This is a genomic window from Paractinoplanes rishiriensis (assembly GCF_016862375.1).
Classification (GTDB): domain Bacteria; phylum Actinomycetota; class Actinomycetes; order Mycobacteriales; family Micromonosporaceae; genus Actinoplanes; species Actinoplanes rishiriensis.
The window spans coordinates 1-14,267 of record NZ_BOMV01000134.1; the positions used below are offsets into that span (position 1 = coordinate 1).

The following is a 14,267-nucleotide window of genomic DNA, read 5'->3' on the forward strand; positions in this document are numbered from 1 at the left end:
CTTATTTAATTGATCTACGACCGCAGCCCGGCCAGGCTTGGTCGAGGTGACCAGCGGGACAGCTCTCTCATCGGCTGCCCACCATAGTTGGTGTGGCTCTCATTTGGCGTGCGCTCCGCTGGTCACCGCGGCGCGGAGAGGCTCCAGAGGGGTATGCCCAGCTCGAAGTAGCGCTGCCCTCCCGCCGACTTCCATGTCGGGACCAGGGAGGGAGATCAGCAGGTGGCTCGGGTCATCATCGGGGTGGATCCGCACAAGCGTTCCGCGACCATCGAGGTCATCAACGAGCGGGAACGGACCCTGGCTCAGGGCCGGTTCGGCACCGACCACGACGGCTACCAGGCGATGCTCGCCGCCGGCCGCAGGCACAAAGAACGCCTGTGGGCGGTCGAGGGCTGCAACGGTATCGGCCGGCACGTCGCCCAGCGGCTGGTCGCGGACGGCGAAACCGTCGTGGACGTACCGGCGAAGCTGTCCGCCCGTGCCCGGGTGTTCAGCACCGGCCAAGGCCGTAAGACCGATCCGGTCGACGCCCACAGCGTGGCCGTCGTAGCCCTGCGCACCCCGGGACTGCGGCAGGTCACCGTCGATGACACCTCGGTCGTGTTGCGCCTGCTCGTCGACCGCCGCGATCAGCTCGGCCGGACCCGCACCGACATCGTGTCCCGCCTGCACCACCTGCTCCTCGAGCTGATTCCCGGCGGGGCGAAGAAGGACTTGTCCGCCCAGCAGGCACGCGCGCTGCTCAACACCGTCCGGCCTCGCGACCTGGCCGGGTAAGACCCGCCGCTGGCTTGCCTCTGAACCGGTTCCACGAACTCGTCACGATCGACAAGAAGATCAAAATCGCGAACGAGGAACTCAAGGACCTGGTCGCCAGCACCGGCAGCCGCCTACAGCAGCTGCACGGCATCGGACCGTCCGGCGCTGCCCGCCTGCTCGGCGACATCGGTGACATCACCCGGTTCGGCAGTCGCGCCCACTTCGCCTCCTGGAACGGCACCGCACCGATCGACGCCTCATCAGGTGACCAGAACAGGCACCGGCTCTCCCGGGCCGGGAACCGGCGCATCAACTCCGGTTCTGCACATCATGGCCGTCGTCCAGCTGCGCCACGACACCGCAGGCCGCGCCTACTTCCGCCGCAAACTCGCCGCCGGCAAGACCCCGATGGAAGCCATGCGAGCGCTCAAACGACGCCTGTCCGTCGTCTACAAACAGATGGTCGCCGACGCCGAACGGCTGCAGACGGGCCCGGGAGGACACGCGGGGGCGACTCTGCAATCCAGCGCGGCCGACCCGATCCCCATAGCCGGCACTTCGGAAAAGTCACTTCCCGGACCCGCTGAACCACAGCCTAGAACACCCCTCAAGATCAACAGTTGACACAGAGGGGTGCCTACTTACCTAATTGATCTAGGACGCAGCCGGGCCAGGCTTGGTCGAGGTGACCGGTGGGATAGCTCTCTCATCGGCTGCCACCGTGGTTGGTGTGACTCTCATTTGGCGTGCGCTCCGCTGGTCACCGCGGCGCGGAGAGGCTCCAGAGGGGTATGCCCAGCCCGAAGTAGCGCTGCCCTCCCGCCGACGTCCTTGTCGGAACCAGGGAGAGAGATCAGCAGGTGGCTCGGGTCATCAGGGTGGATCCGCACAAGCGGTCCGCGACCATCGAGGTCATCAACGAGCGGGAACGAACCCTGGCGCAGGGCCGGTTCGGCACCGACCATGACGGCTACTAGGCGATGCTCGCCGCCGGCCGCAAGCACAAGAACGCCAGTGGTCGATCGAGGGTTGCAACGGTATCGGCTAGGCAAGTGTGGGTTGCACAGAGCGTGACGGCACCGTAGGCCCGCCTGCTCAATCAGCGGCAGAAGAGGATGGACAGCCGGGTCGCCCGGGTCGGCTTGCGGATGCTCGGCAAAGATTCTTCGTATGGGTAATCCTGTCCCTGCTCCCTCCTGGACCGTCACGCTCATCTGTGGCGCGTCTGGCATCGGTAAGTCGCACATCGCGATCGCATTGGCCCGCCGGTACGGCGTGCCGCTCGCCGAGGTCGATGACATGGTGACCGTTGTCAAGGCGCTGACCACGCCCGAGCAATCGCCGACGCTGCACCTGTGGGACACGAACATCGCGGCGCGGCAGTGGACGTCGGCGCGGATCGTCGAACACACGATCGCCGTGGCGGAGGCGATGCGGCCTGGGATCGAAGCCGTCATCGCCGATCACATCGAGTCCGCGGCGCCGGTTGTCATAGAGGGCGACTACCTGCTGCCAGACTTCGCGGCTGGCTTCGGTGACAGGGTCAGGACGGTGGTGATCTCCGAGCCGGACGAGGATCAGATCGTCGCGAACTACCTGTCCCGCGAGTCAGGTGCAGCAGAGCAACGGTTCCGCGCCATCGTGAGCGCGCGTTTCGATGCTGAGCTGTCAATCCGGGCCGCACAAATCGGTGTCCCGGTCGTTCCCGCACGGCCCTGGTCGGACAACGTCGACCGAGTTGATGCGGCCTTGCGACGCTGACCCGCCGCGGCGCGGACAACACACGGCACGAATCCACAACGCGCCTGGCCAATCGCCGCAACATCCAAGCCATCACATCCGAAATTCGGCATGTCCGCGAGCCGAGCTGCCGCGCCCGCTGTCACGCTCCGTGGCGAGCGGGTCGCGGCATGACAGTGAAGCAGATCTTGAGACGTCAGGATCGTTCGAAATGCTTTCTCCTCGCGTGCCGTGATCGGCTGAGCAGTTCGTGCGTCACGACGAGCGGAATGATGCCCGGCAGATACCAGAGGAGGTCAACGGGGTCGAACTGGACGCCAAGCACCAGCCGAGCCGCCAGGCTCTGGGTGGACAGGTCGGCAGGAATTCCGGTCAGTTGGAAGCATTCCGTCGTCCAGCACCAAGCCCACGTCATGGCGCCGGCGGCCAGCGGTGACCGGTGCGGCCAGAGGAATAGAACGCCGACGTACACCATCGAGGCGTACAGTGCCGTCCCGGAGTATTGCTCCAACCGGCCCGAACTGTTCAGGGCTCCAGCGGCCACGGCGCGGATCGCGAGTGCGATGGCCAGAAATCCGGCTGCGGCGGCGAGCATCAGCAGGCGAAACCGCACCCGAGTGATCGACACACGGAAATCGTAAGGGGTTCCGATCGACGAGGACGAGTCTCCACCGCTAACAGGAGCGAGCAGGATGCCAGAGTCCCTCTAGGAGTCGGTCTACGCAAGGTGACCAGGCACCATTGTCCTGAGGCGAGCTACTCGCGGCATGACAGTGCGTTTCTCCTATGAGAGAGTTGCCGCCATGGGAGGTGCAGCGACTCCGGGCCGCGAGGTTACGCTTGAGACAGGTCGCCTACTGCTCAGGCATTGGCGGGTAGCCGAGGCTGCCGTCCCGCGGGAATTGTGGACCGAACGGGATCCACGAGTGCCGCCGCACCGCCGCATTGATGCGGATGGACATCCCACGGTCGCGGAGCTCGAGGACTGGATCCGAAACAACCCGCCATCATCGATCGGGTTGCTGGCGGTCGAGCGGAAAGCCGCTCGTGACGTCATCGGCTATTGCGGGCTGATCGACGGACGAGGACCGGAAGGAGAACCGGAACTCGCGTTCGAGCCGCTCCGGCGAGTCTGGGGCCAGGGGATACGCGACCGAGGCCTCGTTGGCGGTTCTGGACTGGGCGCGGTCGTCCGGGTATGAACGTCTGTGGGCCACCGTCTGGGACTGGAACACCGCTTCTCGCCGCGTGCTGGCCAAGGTCGGGTTCACCGAGACCGAGCGGAAGGACGTCGACGCGGTCCGCGGGACGATGTTATTCACCACGAGACGGCTCTGACCCGCTCATGCCGGTTGTCCCAGCTGACGTGACCACTGCGTAGCGCACGACTCGCGGCGGTTGCGGGTACTTTGCCTGCCAGCACTGGACTCGCGACCTCGTACCCTTGATCGGGCCGGCGGGCGCTGTACCCGCAACCGCCCGCCGGCCCGACACCATGTGCCACCAGGCACCGCGCATTATCGGCGGCAGTAGAGTGCGTCCGGGACATGGGCATTTCCCCTCAAACAGGGTTATTGCCGAGCACGGCGACTCTCATCTCCAGTTCGGAGGCTCATCACCTTGAATACCACAGCTGGCGTTGTAAGCGCCTGCGCCGCAACAATCGGCGCTTTGGTTGCTTTGGGTACGCTGATCCGCAGCATGCACGAATACGTTCTACAGGGGCGCCAAAAGAGATCGGAGGCATTCTTTGCGCTTCGAGCCAGGCTCAAGGGGGATGCCCGCATGGTCGAGATACTCCGGCTAATTCAAGACGATGACCCAAAGCTTGCCGATCAGGAGGAAGTGTCCTACACAGAAAAGTATGAGGTTCTGGGATACTTTGAGGAAGTCGCATTGATGCTCAACTCCGGCGTCGTGAGACCTGCGGTGGCATGGTACATGTTTGGCTACTATGCGCTGCGCCTCAGTGATAGCGGAAATTTCTGGTCAAATATTGAGCGAGCCGATCCATACTGGGCGCTCTTCAACACATTCGCCGAGAAGATGAACCAGCTTGAAGTCGAAATGTGCAGGAGGCACGACTCCCACGGCTCATCGGCAGTCGCCCAGTCGAAAACCTTGCGGTTTTGACGCCATAGACACTCCTGCGATAGTTCCTCCGGGACACCGCATGCTGTTGCACGCGAAAACCGTCTCGGCTGCAGTAACTCAAGCTCGACCCGTGTCCCCCAGCAGGCCGCCCTTGTTGTGCGCATTATCATCGGCATGTTCGCGCGCGTGGATACCCGGTCCCCGGCTACGCGCCGTTATGGTGATCAAGGCCCGGGTCGTCTCCGGCGGCATTTCGCCAGCCAGCCGCGGTGCATCGGCCACGGGCACACCAGGACGTCCCACAGGCATCCCTACGGTGGACGATGGGAGACCCCGGTTTGGACATAGGTCCCATTCTCATGGTGTTGGTTCGTCTGGGGTCTCGCGGCGCGGGATACATTGGCGATCTTCAGCTGAACCGTCGGCGCAGGATACGGGCACCCTTTGCGGAAGGCGACCCGGCGCGTCGGCGGGTGTGGCATCACGACCTTGAGGGACAGCATGGACTCGTACACCATCACCATCACACCCGACGACGACAGCGGGAACAGCACCACCCTGACCGTGGACATCTCCACCGGCCAGGCGCGGATCACCAGCGTGCACATGCACGCCCCCGCCGGCCTGACCGGTGCGCAGATGCCCAGCGTGGACGTTGAACTGCTGCTGCAAGCCGTCACCGGCCCCGCCCCGGCCGCGATCACCGCCGAATCCACGCCGCCGACGGCGCCGCAACCGGCGCCCACCAACACCGACGCCGACGAGCCGGCCACCACCACCGCGGCAACACCGCAGTCCGCGACCGGTGGCACCACACCGCAAGCATCGGCCCCGACACCCGCGAGACGCACGGGCAGGCGACCCACCGCCGACGCCGGGACCGCCGAAAGTGCGCAGGCAACGACGAGCGGCGCGCGTCGCGGCCGTAGCAAAGCAACTCCGAAGAAGGCGGCACCGGGAAAGACGGTACGCAAGCAGGCGCCCGCCGCAGCCGATGCGGGCGGCAGCGCCGAGCGGGCATACCGCAGGATGCCCGACGACTTCGCAGCCGTGTACCGGCAGGCCGGCACCACCGCGGCGATCGCCGATCACTACGGCGTACCCCGCCACACCGCACAAGGCTGGATCGGCCGACACAAGAAGCAGCACGCGGCCGCCAACTGACCGCCACCCGACACGCGCACCCCGACGCTCGCGGGGCGCCGGACCGCCGAGCAACGGCGTTCACGTCGAAGACTTAACCGGCCTCGTACTCTTTGACCAGCCGGCGGGCGCTGTACCCGCAACCGCCCGCCGGCGCACCATTCCAAGTACGGCCAGCCAACGACGCGGACCAGCTGCGAGCCGAGTCTTCTCGGCGGCAGAAGAGGACATCGAATATGGCCTGGTCAGCGCGGGCTGGGCGTAGTCCGGAATGTGGGGACTGCGGTTCAGGGCGATCGGGTCTCGATCAGATCGTGGATTTGTTGGGTCAGCGGGTCGTGCGGGCAGGCGGCGCGGAATATGTGTATCCAGCCGTCGGCGTCGGCCTGGAGCAGGTCGTCGCGCAGGGACGGGTCGGCCCCGCGTTGCAGGAGCAGGCGGATCACCTCGACGTGGGCGGGCGGGATCGCCCAGTGCAGGCCGGTGCGCCCGTAGTAGGGCGCGACGTCGGGGTGAACGCCGCGGTCGAGCAGCCAGCGCACGACCTCGATCCTGCCGTGTTGACAGGCGTGGACGAACGCCTCCGCCATGATCTCTCGCGGTTCATCGGTCGGCGGCAGCGGGGGCCAGAGCGCGGCGCCGACGTCGACGGGGTTGGGACGCGGCGATGCGGCGTCCGGTCGGAGCGTGCCGTCGGTGTCGAAGCATGCCTGTACCAGATCCAGGCGGCCGCAGGCCGCGTACGTCCAGAGCGCCCGCGGGACGAGCCCGCGCTCGGTGAGCAGGTCGACGACTGCGGTGTGGCCGTGGTGGATGGCGTTCTCCAGCGCGGTGGCGCCCCATGTGCGGTTGCCGGGGTCGGCGCCGGCGTCGAGCAGCAGGCGCACGTATTCGACCCGGTTGCTGCGGGCCGCCCACAGTAGTGGAGTGTGCAGGTCGGTGGCCTTGCTGAGCAGGACATCGACGGCGGCGCGTGGTACACCGAGTTCCTCGTCGAGCCGGACGCCGGGGATCGTCTCCGGGCCGGCGAGCATGTGCAGCAGGGTGTCGGCCTGGTCGGCGTTCAGGGCGGCCAGCCGGTCGGTGTCGCCGGCCAGCAGGGCTTGGGCCTCGCGGTGCAGGCGCCGCCGCTTCTCCTGCAGTTCGTCGAGAGCGCGTCTGGACTTCTCGGCCACCGCGAGGAGCTCGCCCCACGTCGGGAACCCGAATTCCCGCGCGATGACCAGCCGTGCGTCGCGAAGCTCGGCGGTGGTGGCCGATGTTGCGGTGGCGTGCCGGGGCACGTACGCCCGCAACCGTCGCAGCGCGCCCGAGTCGTTGCGGCGCAGATCGGCCAGCAGGGCGTCGGCCATCGAGGCGTAGGCGCCGGATCCGAGCCCGATCAGGCGGGAGACGGGCCGTCCTTCGACGGTGCTCCGGCTCTCGATGTGAGCGCGGAACACGGCCCAGCCTCCGAAGCCGTGTTCCTGAGCGAGCACGAACTGGGCGTCGCTGAGCAGGAACCGCTCGGCGGCCCGGTCGCCCAGCACGTCAGCGACCCGGGCTTCGGCTGCCGCATCACCTGTCACGTAGGCGCGGTGCAGGTTCTTGGCTTGCTTGCGGTAGTACTCCAGGCTCGGACGGGCCGGCAGTGCGACATGACGCTCGGACATCGCCACCTCCTTCGTCGCCGAGGTCCGCTGGCTCGGCCGGAAAGAGGTCGGTCTGGTCCGGTGACTTGACGTGTCGCTCGAGGTGGGAACATCCCTGCCCGCGGACTGGCAGCGCCCTCGCGCGCTGCACCCACTGTAGTGACCGGCGTCAACCGAGAACCACTCTCGCCGCTACAGCGAGCGTCGTTCCAGCCCTGCGGCGACGAACCGCCCGGACCGCCACGAGCGCGGACGGCGGCGGATGAGTTACTTGATCTTGATGGTACGACTGGCGGATCGAAAAGGTGGTGCGGCCCCTGTCCTGAAGTGGTTATGTAGCTGCCGACCGGACCGTCGAGTTCGGGTTCGACGGCGTGAATTACACCATCGACCTGCCGGAGAAGAACGCCGGCAAGCTCCGCAAGACGCTCGACCCCTATCTGGCGGTGGCGACTCGGGCCGGCCGGACCGGCGGCACCGGCCGCGGCACGTCACGGGCGGCGCAGCCGGCCAGGTCGAACCGGGACCAGAACCAGGCGATCCGGGAATGGGCGGCCAAGAACGGCTACGAGGTTTCCGAGCGAGGCCGGATCCCCACCACGATCGTCGAGGCCTTCCACGCGAAACGCTGACCCCGCCCGGCGTTACCCGGGGGCTGGGTGACGGCGCTGGTCACTCGTTGTACCGGTCGGTCGCGTGATTGCGGGTTCGGGTGTAGTGACCCGGATGGTGCCAGGTGACGATGCTCGGTTCCGGGGCGTTCGCCCACGGCCACGGCTCATCCGGGTCGGGGATCGGTGTCTGGCCGTCGTCGCCGTCGAACAACCGCCCGTACGCGTCCGGGATGACACCCCAGCCCCAGTACGGCAACGGCCGGTCCGGCACCGTACCGAGCACCCGGCGAGGGTCCAGATCCTGACCGTCGACCCTGCACCGGTGCCGCCAGTTGTCGCCGAGGTCGAAGGTGTAACCGAACTCGTCGCCCGCCTGCAGCAGCTCACCTAGGGTCAGTGTGTCGGCGTCCAGCTCGCGGTCCGGGTCGATGTCCTCGATGTAGCGGAACTCGGTGACCCTCCTGCCGTCCGGCAGCGTGAACTCGTGCAGGTGACTGCGGTCCCACCGAGCGAACGCATCATCGATGGCCTCCGCGAAGACATGAAAGGTATGGGCCTCGGAGACCACGAATAGCCGGCCGGGTCGTGGCCACAGCTCACCGGCGTTCCCACCGCCGATCAACTCCACCCGCACCGACCACCAGCCCCGGTCGCTCGCTCGCCGTGTCACGACCCTGATTGTGCCCGCTCGGCAGCCGAGCCCCATGGGCAGCCGCACCGGAACAGCGTGGTCACAGCGCCGGCCAAGGCCGTCACCCAGGGGCCGACCGCAGCACCTATGCCCCGGGCGCGATAACCGATCCGAAGCAACAAAGACCGCCACATCCTCCGACGCGGCAGGCGTCGGGCGGCCCGCGATGGGTTATTGCATAACCGCCGTTGGGCGTGAGCCGGTTATGAGGCTGCGCGAGGCCGGTGCCGAGTGGCGCCGTCGGCGAACTAGCGGAGCAACCGACGTACGGCCGCCTTGGTCGACAAGATGATCGCCGTGAACGTCAACACAACGGTGGCGACCGAGCAGACCCACTGAACCACTTCCACCGCCGCGAGCAGCTCCTGGCTAGACCAGTAGCCCTCGAGATACCACTCGGCAGCGACGCCGACGATTGCCAACACGAACGCCGCTCCCGCAGCCAGCCACACCTGTCTCGACCTGACGCTGCGCTTCACGCCCACCGGAGTCACGTTCATGGAGACAGCTTGCCATCCACGTCCATGCTTCCGTGCATGAGCGGATGCCTCGTCAATCGCGTGTTCATCACGACCAGCCGCCCACCCGTCAACCGCTACGCCGCGTAGCGACCGATCCGCGGCAAATGAGCGCGTTGCCTTGGCGCCGATCCCGCGAGTCGTTATCGTGCTGTGCGTGGAAAGCCGATGACTATTCGGACTGGACGATGGCCCCTGCGTTCGTAGCCGTGTTGCGGGATATCCGCCAGCCAGTTTCGGCTGCCCAGCGTTCGGCTGCGGCCATCAGGATCTCGGTGGCGGGCGCCTTGATTTGCCCATAGTCCAGCAGGTTCGGCACGCTGTCCGCCAGACGCTGCTTGAAGGCGCCCCATGCCTGCCGACTGCCGCTGTCCGCCCGCAGATAATCGCGGAAGAGCAACGCGAACCGCGCATTAGCTCCACCGTGTTCCCGGACGTGGACGTTCGCGGTACGCGCACCAGCCGGCGCAGCGAAGACGAGCTTGCGGTATTCCCGGCCGCCGGTGACCTCAGCCCGGTTCCACGGTTCTGGACGGAGACGGAAACCGATTCTGCCGAACAGCGTTACGAGCCGGTCTTCGTCGATTGAAGGCACCCCTACCTGCACGTCGATGCAATCCTTCGCCGCCAGCCCCGGAATCGAGGTTGAACCGACATGATCGATGGTGGCAGCTTGGTCGCTCAGCGCGGCTCGGATGTGGGCCGCCAGTGCTTCAAAGGCGGCCGGCCACTCCGGTCGATAACCGACCACCACGACGGACAGGCTCTCGTCGGCGAACGGCACAGACCGACGATACCGGCGGTGGGCGGTGTTCCCGCGTCCGCCCGCCGATCCCTACGACATGCCGGCGATTCGCTGAAGTCGCGTCAGTGCGCAGTATCAGCGGTCGAGTCGCGGGGATCGAGACCACCATGGCCGCCGCGGTCCAGAAACTCGAAGCCTTGCACACCGCCCGCGGCACGCCCGTTCTCCTCGGCATGCCCGACATCCGATCCGCTGCCGGACGATCAAACGCCGGGTGACGCTCCGGTGGTGTTCCCCGGGCCGTAACGCCCGGGGAACAACCACTGCGCGTGCAATAACGCGAGTTCTGTTGACGTGCTGACCCGTAGAGCGGCTATGACCTGCCGCGCGGTTGCAGCCAGGGCGGGTTGACGGCGATCGTCTCGGCGGTAAGGCCGTATCGCTCGGCGACCTCACGCAGCCGCTGTTCGCCACGGCCGAGGGTGAAGCGGTGCCCGTCCGGGTCGCGCACCACGAAGTCCCGCATGCCATAGGGACGCGAAGCCACGGGATCGACGATGTCGGCGCCGGCCTGCTGGTACTCCGCGCACAGGGTGTCGGGATCCTCGACATAGACATAGGCGGACTGCGGGGGCGGGGAGTCGCCGGTCCACGGGATGAGCAGCAGCATCTCGATCTCACCGCTGGCCAGGGCGGCGAGGCTGCCATCGGTCGTGCGCCAGGCGAGGCGAAAGCCGAGCGCCTGCTGGTAGTAGGCGACCGAGCGGTCGATGTCGGTGACCGGGAGCCGGGGCATCAGGTGCAGCCAGGTCGTCAGGTCGGTGGGGGCGTCAACGGTCATAGGGTCGTCCTCCTGGGTGAGTGCGTCCACCGCCTCCAGTAGGCGGCGGACTTCGTCGAGACGGGCCTCCAGCCGCGCGCGGTGCTCGCGGAACAGCTGGCGTCGTTGCGCCTCGCTGGTGCCGGCGAGGATGCGGCGCACGTCGGCGATGGGCATGTCCAACGATCGGAGCAGGGCGATCGCCCGCGCGGCACCGGTCTGGCCACGCGTGTAATACCGGTAGCCGGACTGCACTTCGCGGCCGTCGGGTTCGAGCAGCCGCAGCCGGTCATAGCGGCGCAGTTGCGGAATGCTCAGGCCGACAAGCTCAGCGAACTGCCCGATCTGCCACCGCTCGGAGTGATCGTCCAGGTGATCGTCGTCCACGATCCGATTCTGCGAGCCTGACCCGCGTCAGGGTCAACACCGCGGACTGCGAAATCCGAGTCCGAGGGTCGAACAGTGCTACCCGCTTCACGCGCGGTGCTGCCTCGGGCGACAAGGGCGGTCGTCAGCTCGGGACAACACCAGGTCGAAGACATCAATCCCCAGCTGGGCAGCGAACGGACGCGTAAGGCTGGGCGTTGCACCCGAGACCGATCCCGATACCGGCCGAGGTACGGCGACCACCGCCGCCCGCGGCACAAGTCCGCCGGAAGCAACAACAGCGTGGTCGGGAACAGAATGAGTAGTCAGTCATACCTCACGGTGCGTCACCGCAGGCGCGAGCGCCGCCACCCTCGATGCGGCAAATGAGGATGTTCAGGAATGGTGGTTGTTCTCCTCGCCGGCTTGTTCGCGTTGGGGAACAAGCGCCGCCTGCCGGCGCGTTCGCCGGTCGCGCCACCCGTACGCCGACTCAACCAGCGACAACAACACCCGCGCGAGGAGGCCGAACACCGCTCCATAACGTAGGGCGCCGGGCCAGGATGTTCCGCTGACAAAGTGGTCATACAGAGACATCAAGCATGCCAGGACTAGAGCCTGAGTTACCCATCTCCATCCAGTATGCAGCTTCGGCAACGCCCACTCCCTCCCGTTCGCCACCCAGCTGCTAGTTTAGGGTGAAGGACCACGCTACAGCGGAGGGCACCGTCAGCGGCAGATAAATGCGCCGAAAGGAGCGAATCATGACTTGACGGAAAGTAGCGCGCTGCATGTTCGGCATTTACCCGTGGCGGATTAGCAGGGTTAGGCGCCAAATTTTCCTCAGCACCAATCCACGCCGGGGAATTTGCGCAGTGGTCTTTGTGTCTCACCGGTGTCGGTGCGCGTGTCGGTGTCGGGCTTGCAAGCTTGGCGCGTCAACCGAAACGGTTCGCCGAAGTTGTCAATCATCTTAGTGGCCGTACGACCATCCACCTCATACGCGATTTCCACCCTGAACGTATATGAGCCGACTGTCCACTTTTCATCGAAAAACTCGACGCCTAAGATAACGCTGGCCTTCTTCCCTGGCGCCACATTAATGGTCTCGGCGTCGAAGAAATGTTCGGACGTTCTGGATCCGCCTTCACCAGTTCTGAACGGGCCACGATTAGGACCATTGATCGGAATGATGAGTCGGCTGGTGGGTTCTCCCCCACATGTCTCATACGTCAGGTCCGCGCCTTGCGTAGGCGCCGCGTGCTGAATTTCAACCAAACGTACGTCGGTCACTGTCACTGCCTCGGGCAGGCGGCTCTGCAAGACGAAGCGGATAGTTAGCTCGTCTCGGGCGTAGCCGCCGGCGGCAAACACGTTGCGCACCGTGGCATTCAGATCCTTGGGCCAGGAATGCGAGGCGATAAACGTGCTTGCATTCGAGTTTCCTCGGGCGAAGGCGTACCTGTTGCAGAGGTTGTCGACTCTAGTAACAGTAGTGATGAGGGGCGGTCCGGACGGCTGTTTTTCTGCGCCATCCTGTTGTCTTGAATCCGATCCGGGAAGGGCGTCAGGTCCGAACTTGACCGCGACAATAAAGACAGCAAATGACAGGGTGGCAACTATGAGCAAACATAGGACGACATATCCTGCCGGCATCCCTGTGCGTATATCGCCTCCCGCCTGATTGGCGCGGCCGCCTGTGACGTTGGCGTACTGTACGTGCCCACCAGGGGGCGGTGTTGGCGGTCGCATCTGAGGCGCCGCAGTTTCGAGTCGGGTGTCGTCCCGCCGCCTCGTGATTGTCGTAGCCATCGCAAGCACGACACCGGCGATGACCAGCACGATGAGCATCGCCGCAACACCCAAGGTGGGACGTTCGGTAAGGATATTAGTGGCCAGGCCCGTGCCTGCTGAGAGAACCACGGCGCCCGCGGCCCCTACAGAGCGCCAGGCAGTATGAGTCATGATCTAGTGGTCTACCGCACAAAGTTCGGCGTTCGGGCGAGACACGCGTGGCTAACAGGTCGAATCTCGCGCGGCGCTCGATAGGCCGAAGAAGTGGTCAAGCGCAATGCACATGCGAGATGTCCTCACGAGGGCGGGACCAGGAGCGGTCATTAGCCATGTATCCAACCACCGAAAAGCGCGAATCTACACTTAGATACCGGCAGGCCGAAGCACAAATGTCTCGCGATACTTGAATCGTGGTCAGCATGATCGCGTGCGCTCTTCTCGGCAGATCCGGGCACTCCGTGGTTCCGGATCGTCACAAGGGTGACCGCTCCACCGCCTGGCGCATCCGTGGCTGAACGTGCCGTACCGTCCGGCTGGCCGTCACGCGAACCAGGTCATGATCAGAGCTGTCCACGCACGCCACATGTAGTAGTTCAGGTTGCTACGGGCAGGAAAAATGCAGCCGCGAGTGATTTCGAGAGCGTTGAAGCGATCCCATTTCAGCGAGAATCCGCGGAAGTCGTCCAGCGAGCGCCGTTGCGGACGACCGGTCCGACCAATCACGCCGGCCGGATCACGGAACGTCGGACCGCTGATCCCGGCCGGGTCCCCCATCGCATCCACCAGGGCGAGCAGCGTGGTCTCCCCCTCACCGATCGCAGCGACGTCCCAGACAGGCAGCGATTCTGCCAGCCGCACTCCGGCCACCCCCACCAACGGCGCCAGGAACGATCTCCAACGTCTCAGGCCGGCGTTGTGCGGAGAGCGGCTCACCGTACGCACGTCCATTCTGAAGTGTCATCTCTCATGCCGATGGCGCCACCACCCGCGAGGGTGATGGCGCCACCGGCTTTTCTGGGGGTCGGGTTAGCGGACGGTGGAGGTCGCCGCCCTACCGGCTCCTACGCCGACCGCGTTGACCGCCTGCACGGTGAACCGGTAGTTGGCGTTCGCGGGAACACCGGCCCCGGCCGTGAAGATGGTGGAGCGGACAGTGCTGGCATGGGTCGTCACCGTCGCCGGACCGTTGTTGGTGCCGTTGGCGTTGAGCCGCTGGCGTGTCACCCGGTATCCGGTGATCGCGGATCCACCGGTGTTCGGCGGCGCCGTCCACACGATGGTGGCGGTGAAGGCGCCGCCGATGGCGCCGCGGGTGGCGGTCACCGTGGCCGGAGCCGGGGGAACGGTCG

General features: G+C 65.9%; 16 protein-coding genes and 2 pseudogenes. 9 read left to right on the forward strand and 9 right to left on the reverse strand.

Going from position 1 to position 14,267, the window contains the following annotated elements; all coding sequences use genetic code 11:
* Positions 1 to 222: 222 nt before the first annotated feature.
* From Ari01nite_RS50735 to Ari01nite_RS48920, 4 genes and pseudogenes are all read left to right on the forward strand, one after another.
* Entirely contained in the window at positions 223 to 780 is a 558-nt protein-coding gene (locus tag Ari01nite_RS50735) for an IS110 family transposase (RefSeq protein ID WP_239163699.1), read from the forward strand.
* 14 nt (positions 781 to 794) lie between these two features.
* A pseudogene (locus Ari01nite_RS50740) lies at positions 795 to 1,019 on the forward strand (transposase); the annotation flags it as partial.
* Between the two features lie 73 nt (positions 1,020 to 1,092).
* A complete protein-coding gene (locus Ari01nite_RS50745) occupies positions 1,093 to 1,386 on the forward strand; it encodes a hypothetical protein (protein ID WP_239163701.1) in 294 nt (97 codons plus the stop codon).
* Positions 1,387 to 1,932: 546 nt separating this feature from the next.
* Complete coding sequence (locus Ari01nite_RS48920) at positions 1,933 to 2,523, forward strand: isopentenyl transferase family protein (RefSeq protein ID WP_203791568.1); 591 nt, start codon at positions 1,933 to 1,935, stop codon at positions 2,521 to 2,523.
* 175 nt (positions 2,524 to 2,698) lie between these two features.
* On the opposite strand, the gene Ari01nite_RS48925 is transcribed toward Ari01nite_RS48920, so the two are convergent.
* Positions 2,699 to 3,130 (reverse strand): ribosomal maturation YjgA family protein, encoded by a 432-nt coding sequence (locus Ari01nite_RS48925; protein ID WP_203791569.1) that lies wholly within the window; start codon positions 3,128 to 3,130, stop codon positions 2,699 to 2,701.
* Positions 3,131 to 3,305: 175 nt separating this feature from the next.
* On the opposite strand from Ari01nite_RS48925, the gene Ari01nite_RS51620 reads away from it, so the two are divergent.
* From Ari01nite_RS51620 to Ari01nite_RS48945, 4 genes are all read left to right on the forward strand, one after another.
* Positions 3,306 to 3,704 carry a GNAT family N-acetyltransferase gene (locus Ari01nite_RS51620; protein ID WP_369076798.1) on the forward strand — a complete coding sequence of 133 codons (399 nt, stop codon included), beginning with the start codon at positions 3,306 to 3,308 and terminating at the stop codon, positions 3,702 to 3,704.
* Complete coding sequence (locus Ari01nite_RS51240) at positions 3,667 to 3,840, forward strand: GNAT family N-acetyltransferase (RefSeq protein WP_203791571.1); 174 nt, start codon at positions 3,667 to 3,669, stop codon at positions 3,838 to 3,840. The genes Ari01nite_RS51620 and Ari01nite_RS51240 overlap by 38 nt, the downstream gene beginning before the upstream one ends.
* Before the next feature lie 282 nt (positions 3,841 to 4,122).
* Positions 4,123 to 4,635 carry a hypothetical protein gene (locus Ari01nite_RS48940; protein WP_203791572.1) on the forward strand — a complete coding sequence of 171 codons (513 nt, stop codon included), beginning with the start codon at positions 4,123 to 4,125 and terminating at the stop codon, positions 4,633 to 4,635.
* Positions 4,636 to 5,085: 450 nt separating this feature from the next.
* Positions 5,086 to 5,760: a hypothetical protein gene (locus Ari01nite_RS48945; RefSeq protein ID WP_203791574.1), complete on the forward strand. Its 675-nt coding sequence runs from the start codon at positions 5,086 to 5,088 to the stop codon at positions 5,758 to 5,760.
* 266 nt (positions 5,761 to 6,026) lie between these two features.
* On the opposite strand, the gene Ari01nite_RS48950 is transcribed toward Ari01nite_RS48945, so the two are convergent.
* Positions 6,027 to 7,391: an ankyrin repeat domain-containing protein gene (locus Ari01nite_RS48950; RefSeq protein WP_203791576.1), complete on the reverse strand. Its 1,365-nt coding sequence runs from the start codon at positions 7,389 to 7,391 to the stop codon at positions 6,027 to 6,029.
* A 320-nt stretch (positions 7,392 to 7,711) separates the two neighbouring features.
* Between Ari01nite_RS48950 and Ari01nite_RS48955 the strand changes: the two are divergent.
* Positions 7,712 to 8,002 (forward strand): annotated as a pseudogene (locus Ari01nite_RS48955) (histone-like nucleoid-structuring protein Lsr2); the annotation flags it as partial.
* A 40-nt stretch (positions 8,003 to 8,042) separates the two neighbouring features.
* On the opposite strand, the gene Ari01nite_RS48960 reads toward Ari01nite_RS48955, so the two are convergent.
* The 7 genes from Ari01nite_RS48960 to Ari01nite_RS48990 form a co-directional block, all read right to left on the reverse strand.
* Positions 8,043 to 8,654, reverse strand: coding sequence for an IS1096 element passenger TnpR family protein (locus Ari01nite_RS48960; RefSeq protein ID WP_239163700.1), 612 nt, complete (start codon positions 8,652 to 8,654; stop codon positions 8,043 to 8,045).
* Between the two features lie 269 nt (positions 8,655 to 8,923).
* Complete coding sequence (locus tag Ari01nite_RS48965) at positions 8,924 to 9,175, reverse strand: hypothetical protein (protein ID WP_203791580.1); 252 nt, start codon at positions 9,173 to 9,175, stop codon at positions 8,924 to 8,926.
* 190 nt (positions 9,176 to 9,365) lie between these two features.
* A complete protein-coding gene (locus tag Ari01nite_RS48970) occupies positions 9,366 to 9,977 on the reverse strand; it encodes a GrpB family protein (protein WP_203791582.1) in 612 nt (203 codons plus the stop codon).
* 334 nt (positions 9,978 to 10,311) lie between these two features.
* The gene (locus Ari01nite_RS48975) at positions 10,312 to 11,145 is read right to left on the reverse strand and encodes a VOC family protein (protein WP_203791584.1); all 834 of its coding nucleotides are present in this window, start codon (positions 11,143 to 11,145) and stop codon (positions 10,312 to 10,314) included.
* 822 nt (positions 11,146 to 11,967) lie between these two features.
* A complete protein-coding gene (locus Ari01nite_RS48980; RefSeq protein ID WP_203791586.1) occupies positions 11,968 to 12,975 on the reverse strand; it encodes a hypothetical protein in 1,008 nt (335 codons plus the stop codon).
* A 483-nt stretch (positions 12,976 to 13,458) separates the two neighbouring features.
* Entirely contained in the window at positions 13,459 to 13,776 is a 318-nt protein-coding gene (locus Ari01nite_RS48985) for a hypothetical protein (protein ID WP_203791588.1), read from the reverse strand.
* 168 nt (positions 13,777 to 13,944) lie between these two features.
* On the reverse strand, positions 13,945 to 14,267 hold a 323-nt coding region (locus Ari01nite_RS48990; RefSeq protein ID WP_203791590.1), incomplete at its 5' end, for a fibronectin type III domain-containing protein.

Bases quoted from the DNA above. Each gene is read 5' to 3' on its own strand.
- Ari01nite_RS48965 (WP_203791580.1), bottom strand. From the start codon at position 9,175: ATGAACGTGACTCCGGTGGGCGTGAAGCGCAGCGTCAGGTCGAGACAG.
- Ari01nite_RS48950 (WP_203791576.1), bottom strand. From the start codon at position 7,391: ATGTCCGAGCGTCATGTCGCACTGCCGGCCCGTCCGAGCCTGGAGTAC.
- Ari01nite_RS50745 (WP_239163701.1), top strand. From the start codon at position 1,093: ATGGCCGTCGTCCAGCTGCGCCACGACACCGCAGGCCGCGCCTACTTC.
- Ari01nite_RS48980 (WP_203791586.1), bottom strand. From the start codon at position 12,975: ATGCTCATCGTGCTGGTCATCGCCGGTGTCGTGCTTGCGATGGCTACG.
- Ari01nite_RS51620 (WP_369076798.1), top strand. From the start codon at position 3,306: ATGGGAGGTGCAGCGACTCCGGGCCGCGAGGTTACGCTTGAGACAGGT.
- Ari01nite_RS48920 (WP_203791568.1), top strand. From the start codon at position 1,933: ATGGGTAATCCTGTCCCTGCTCCCTCCTGGACCGTCACGCTCATCTGT.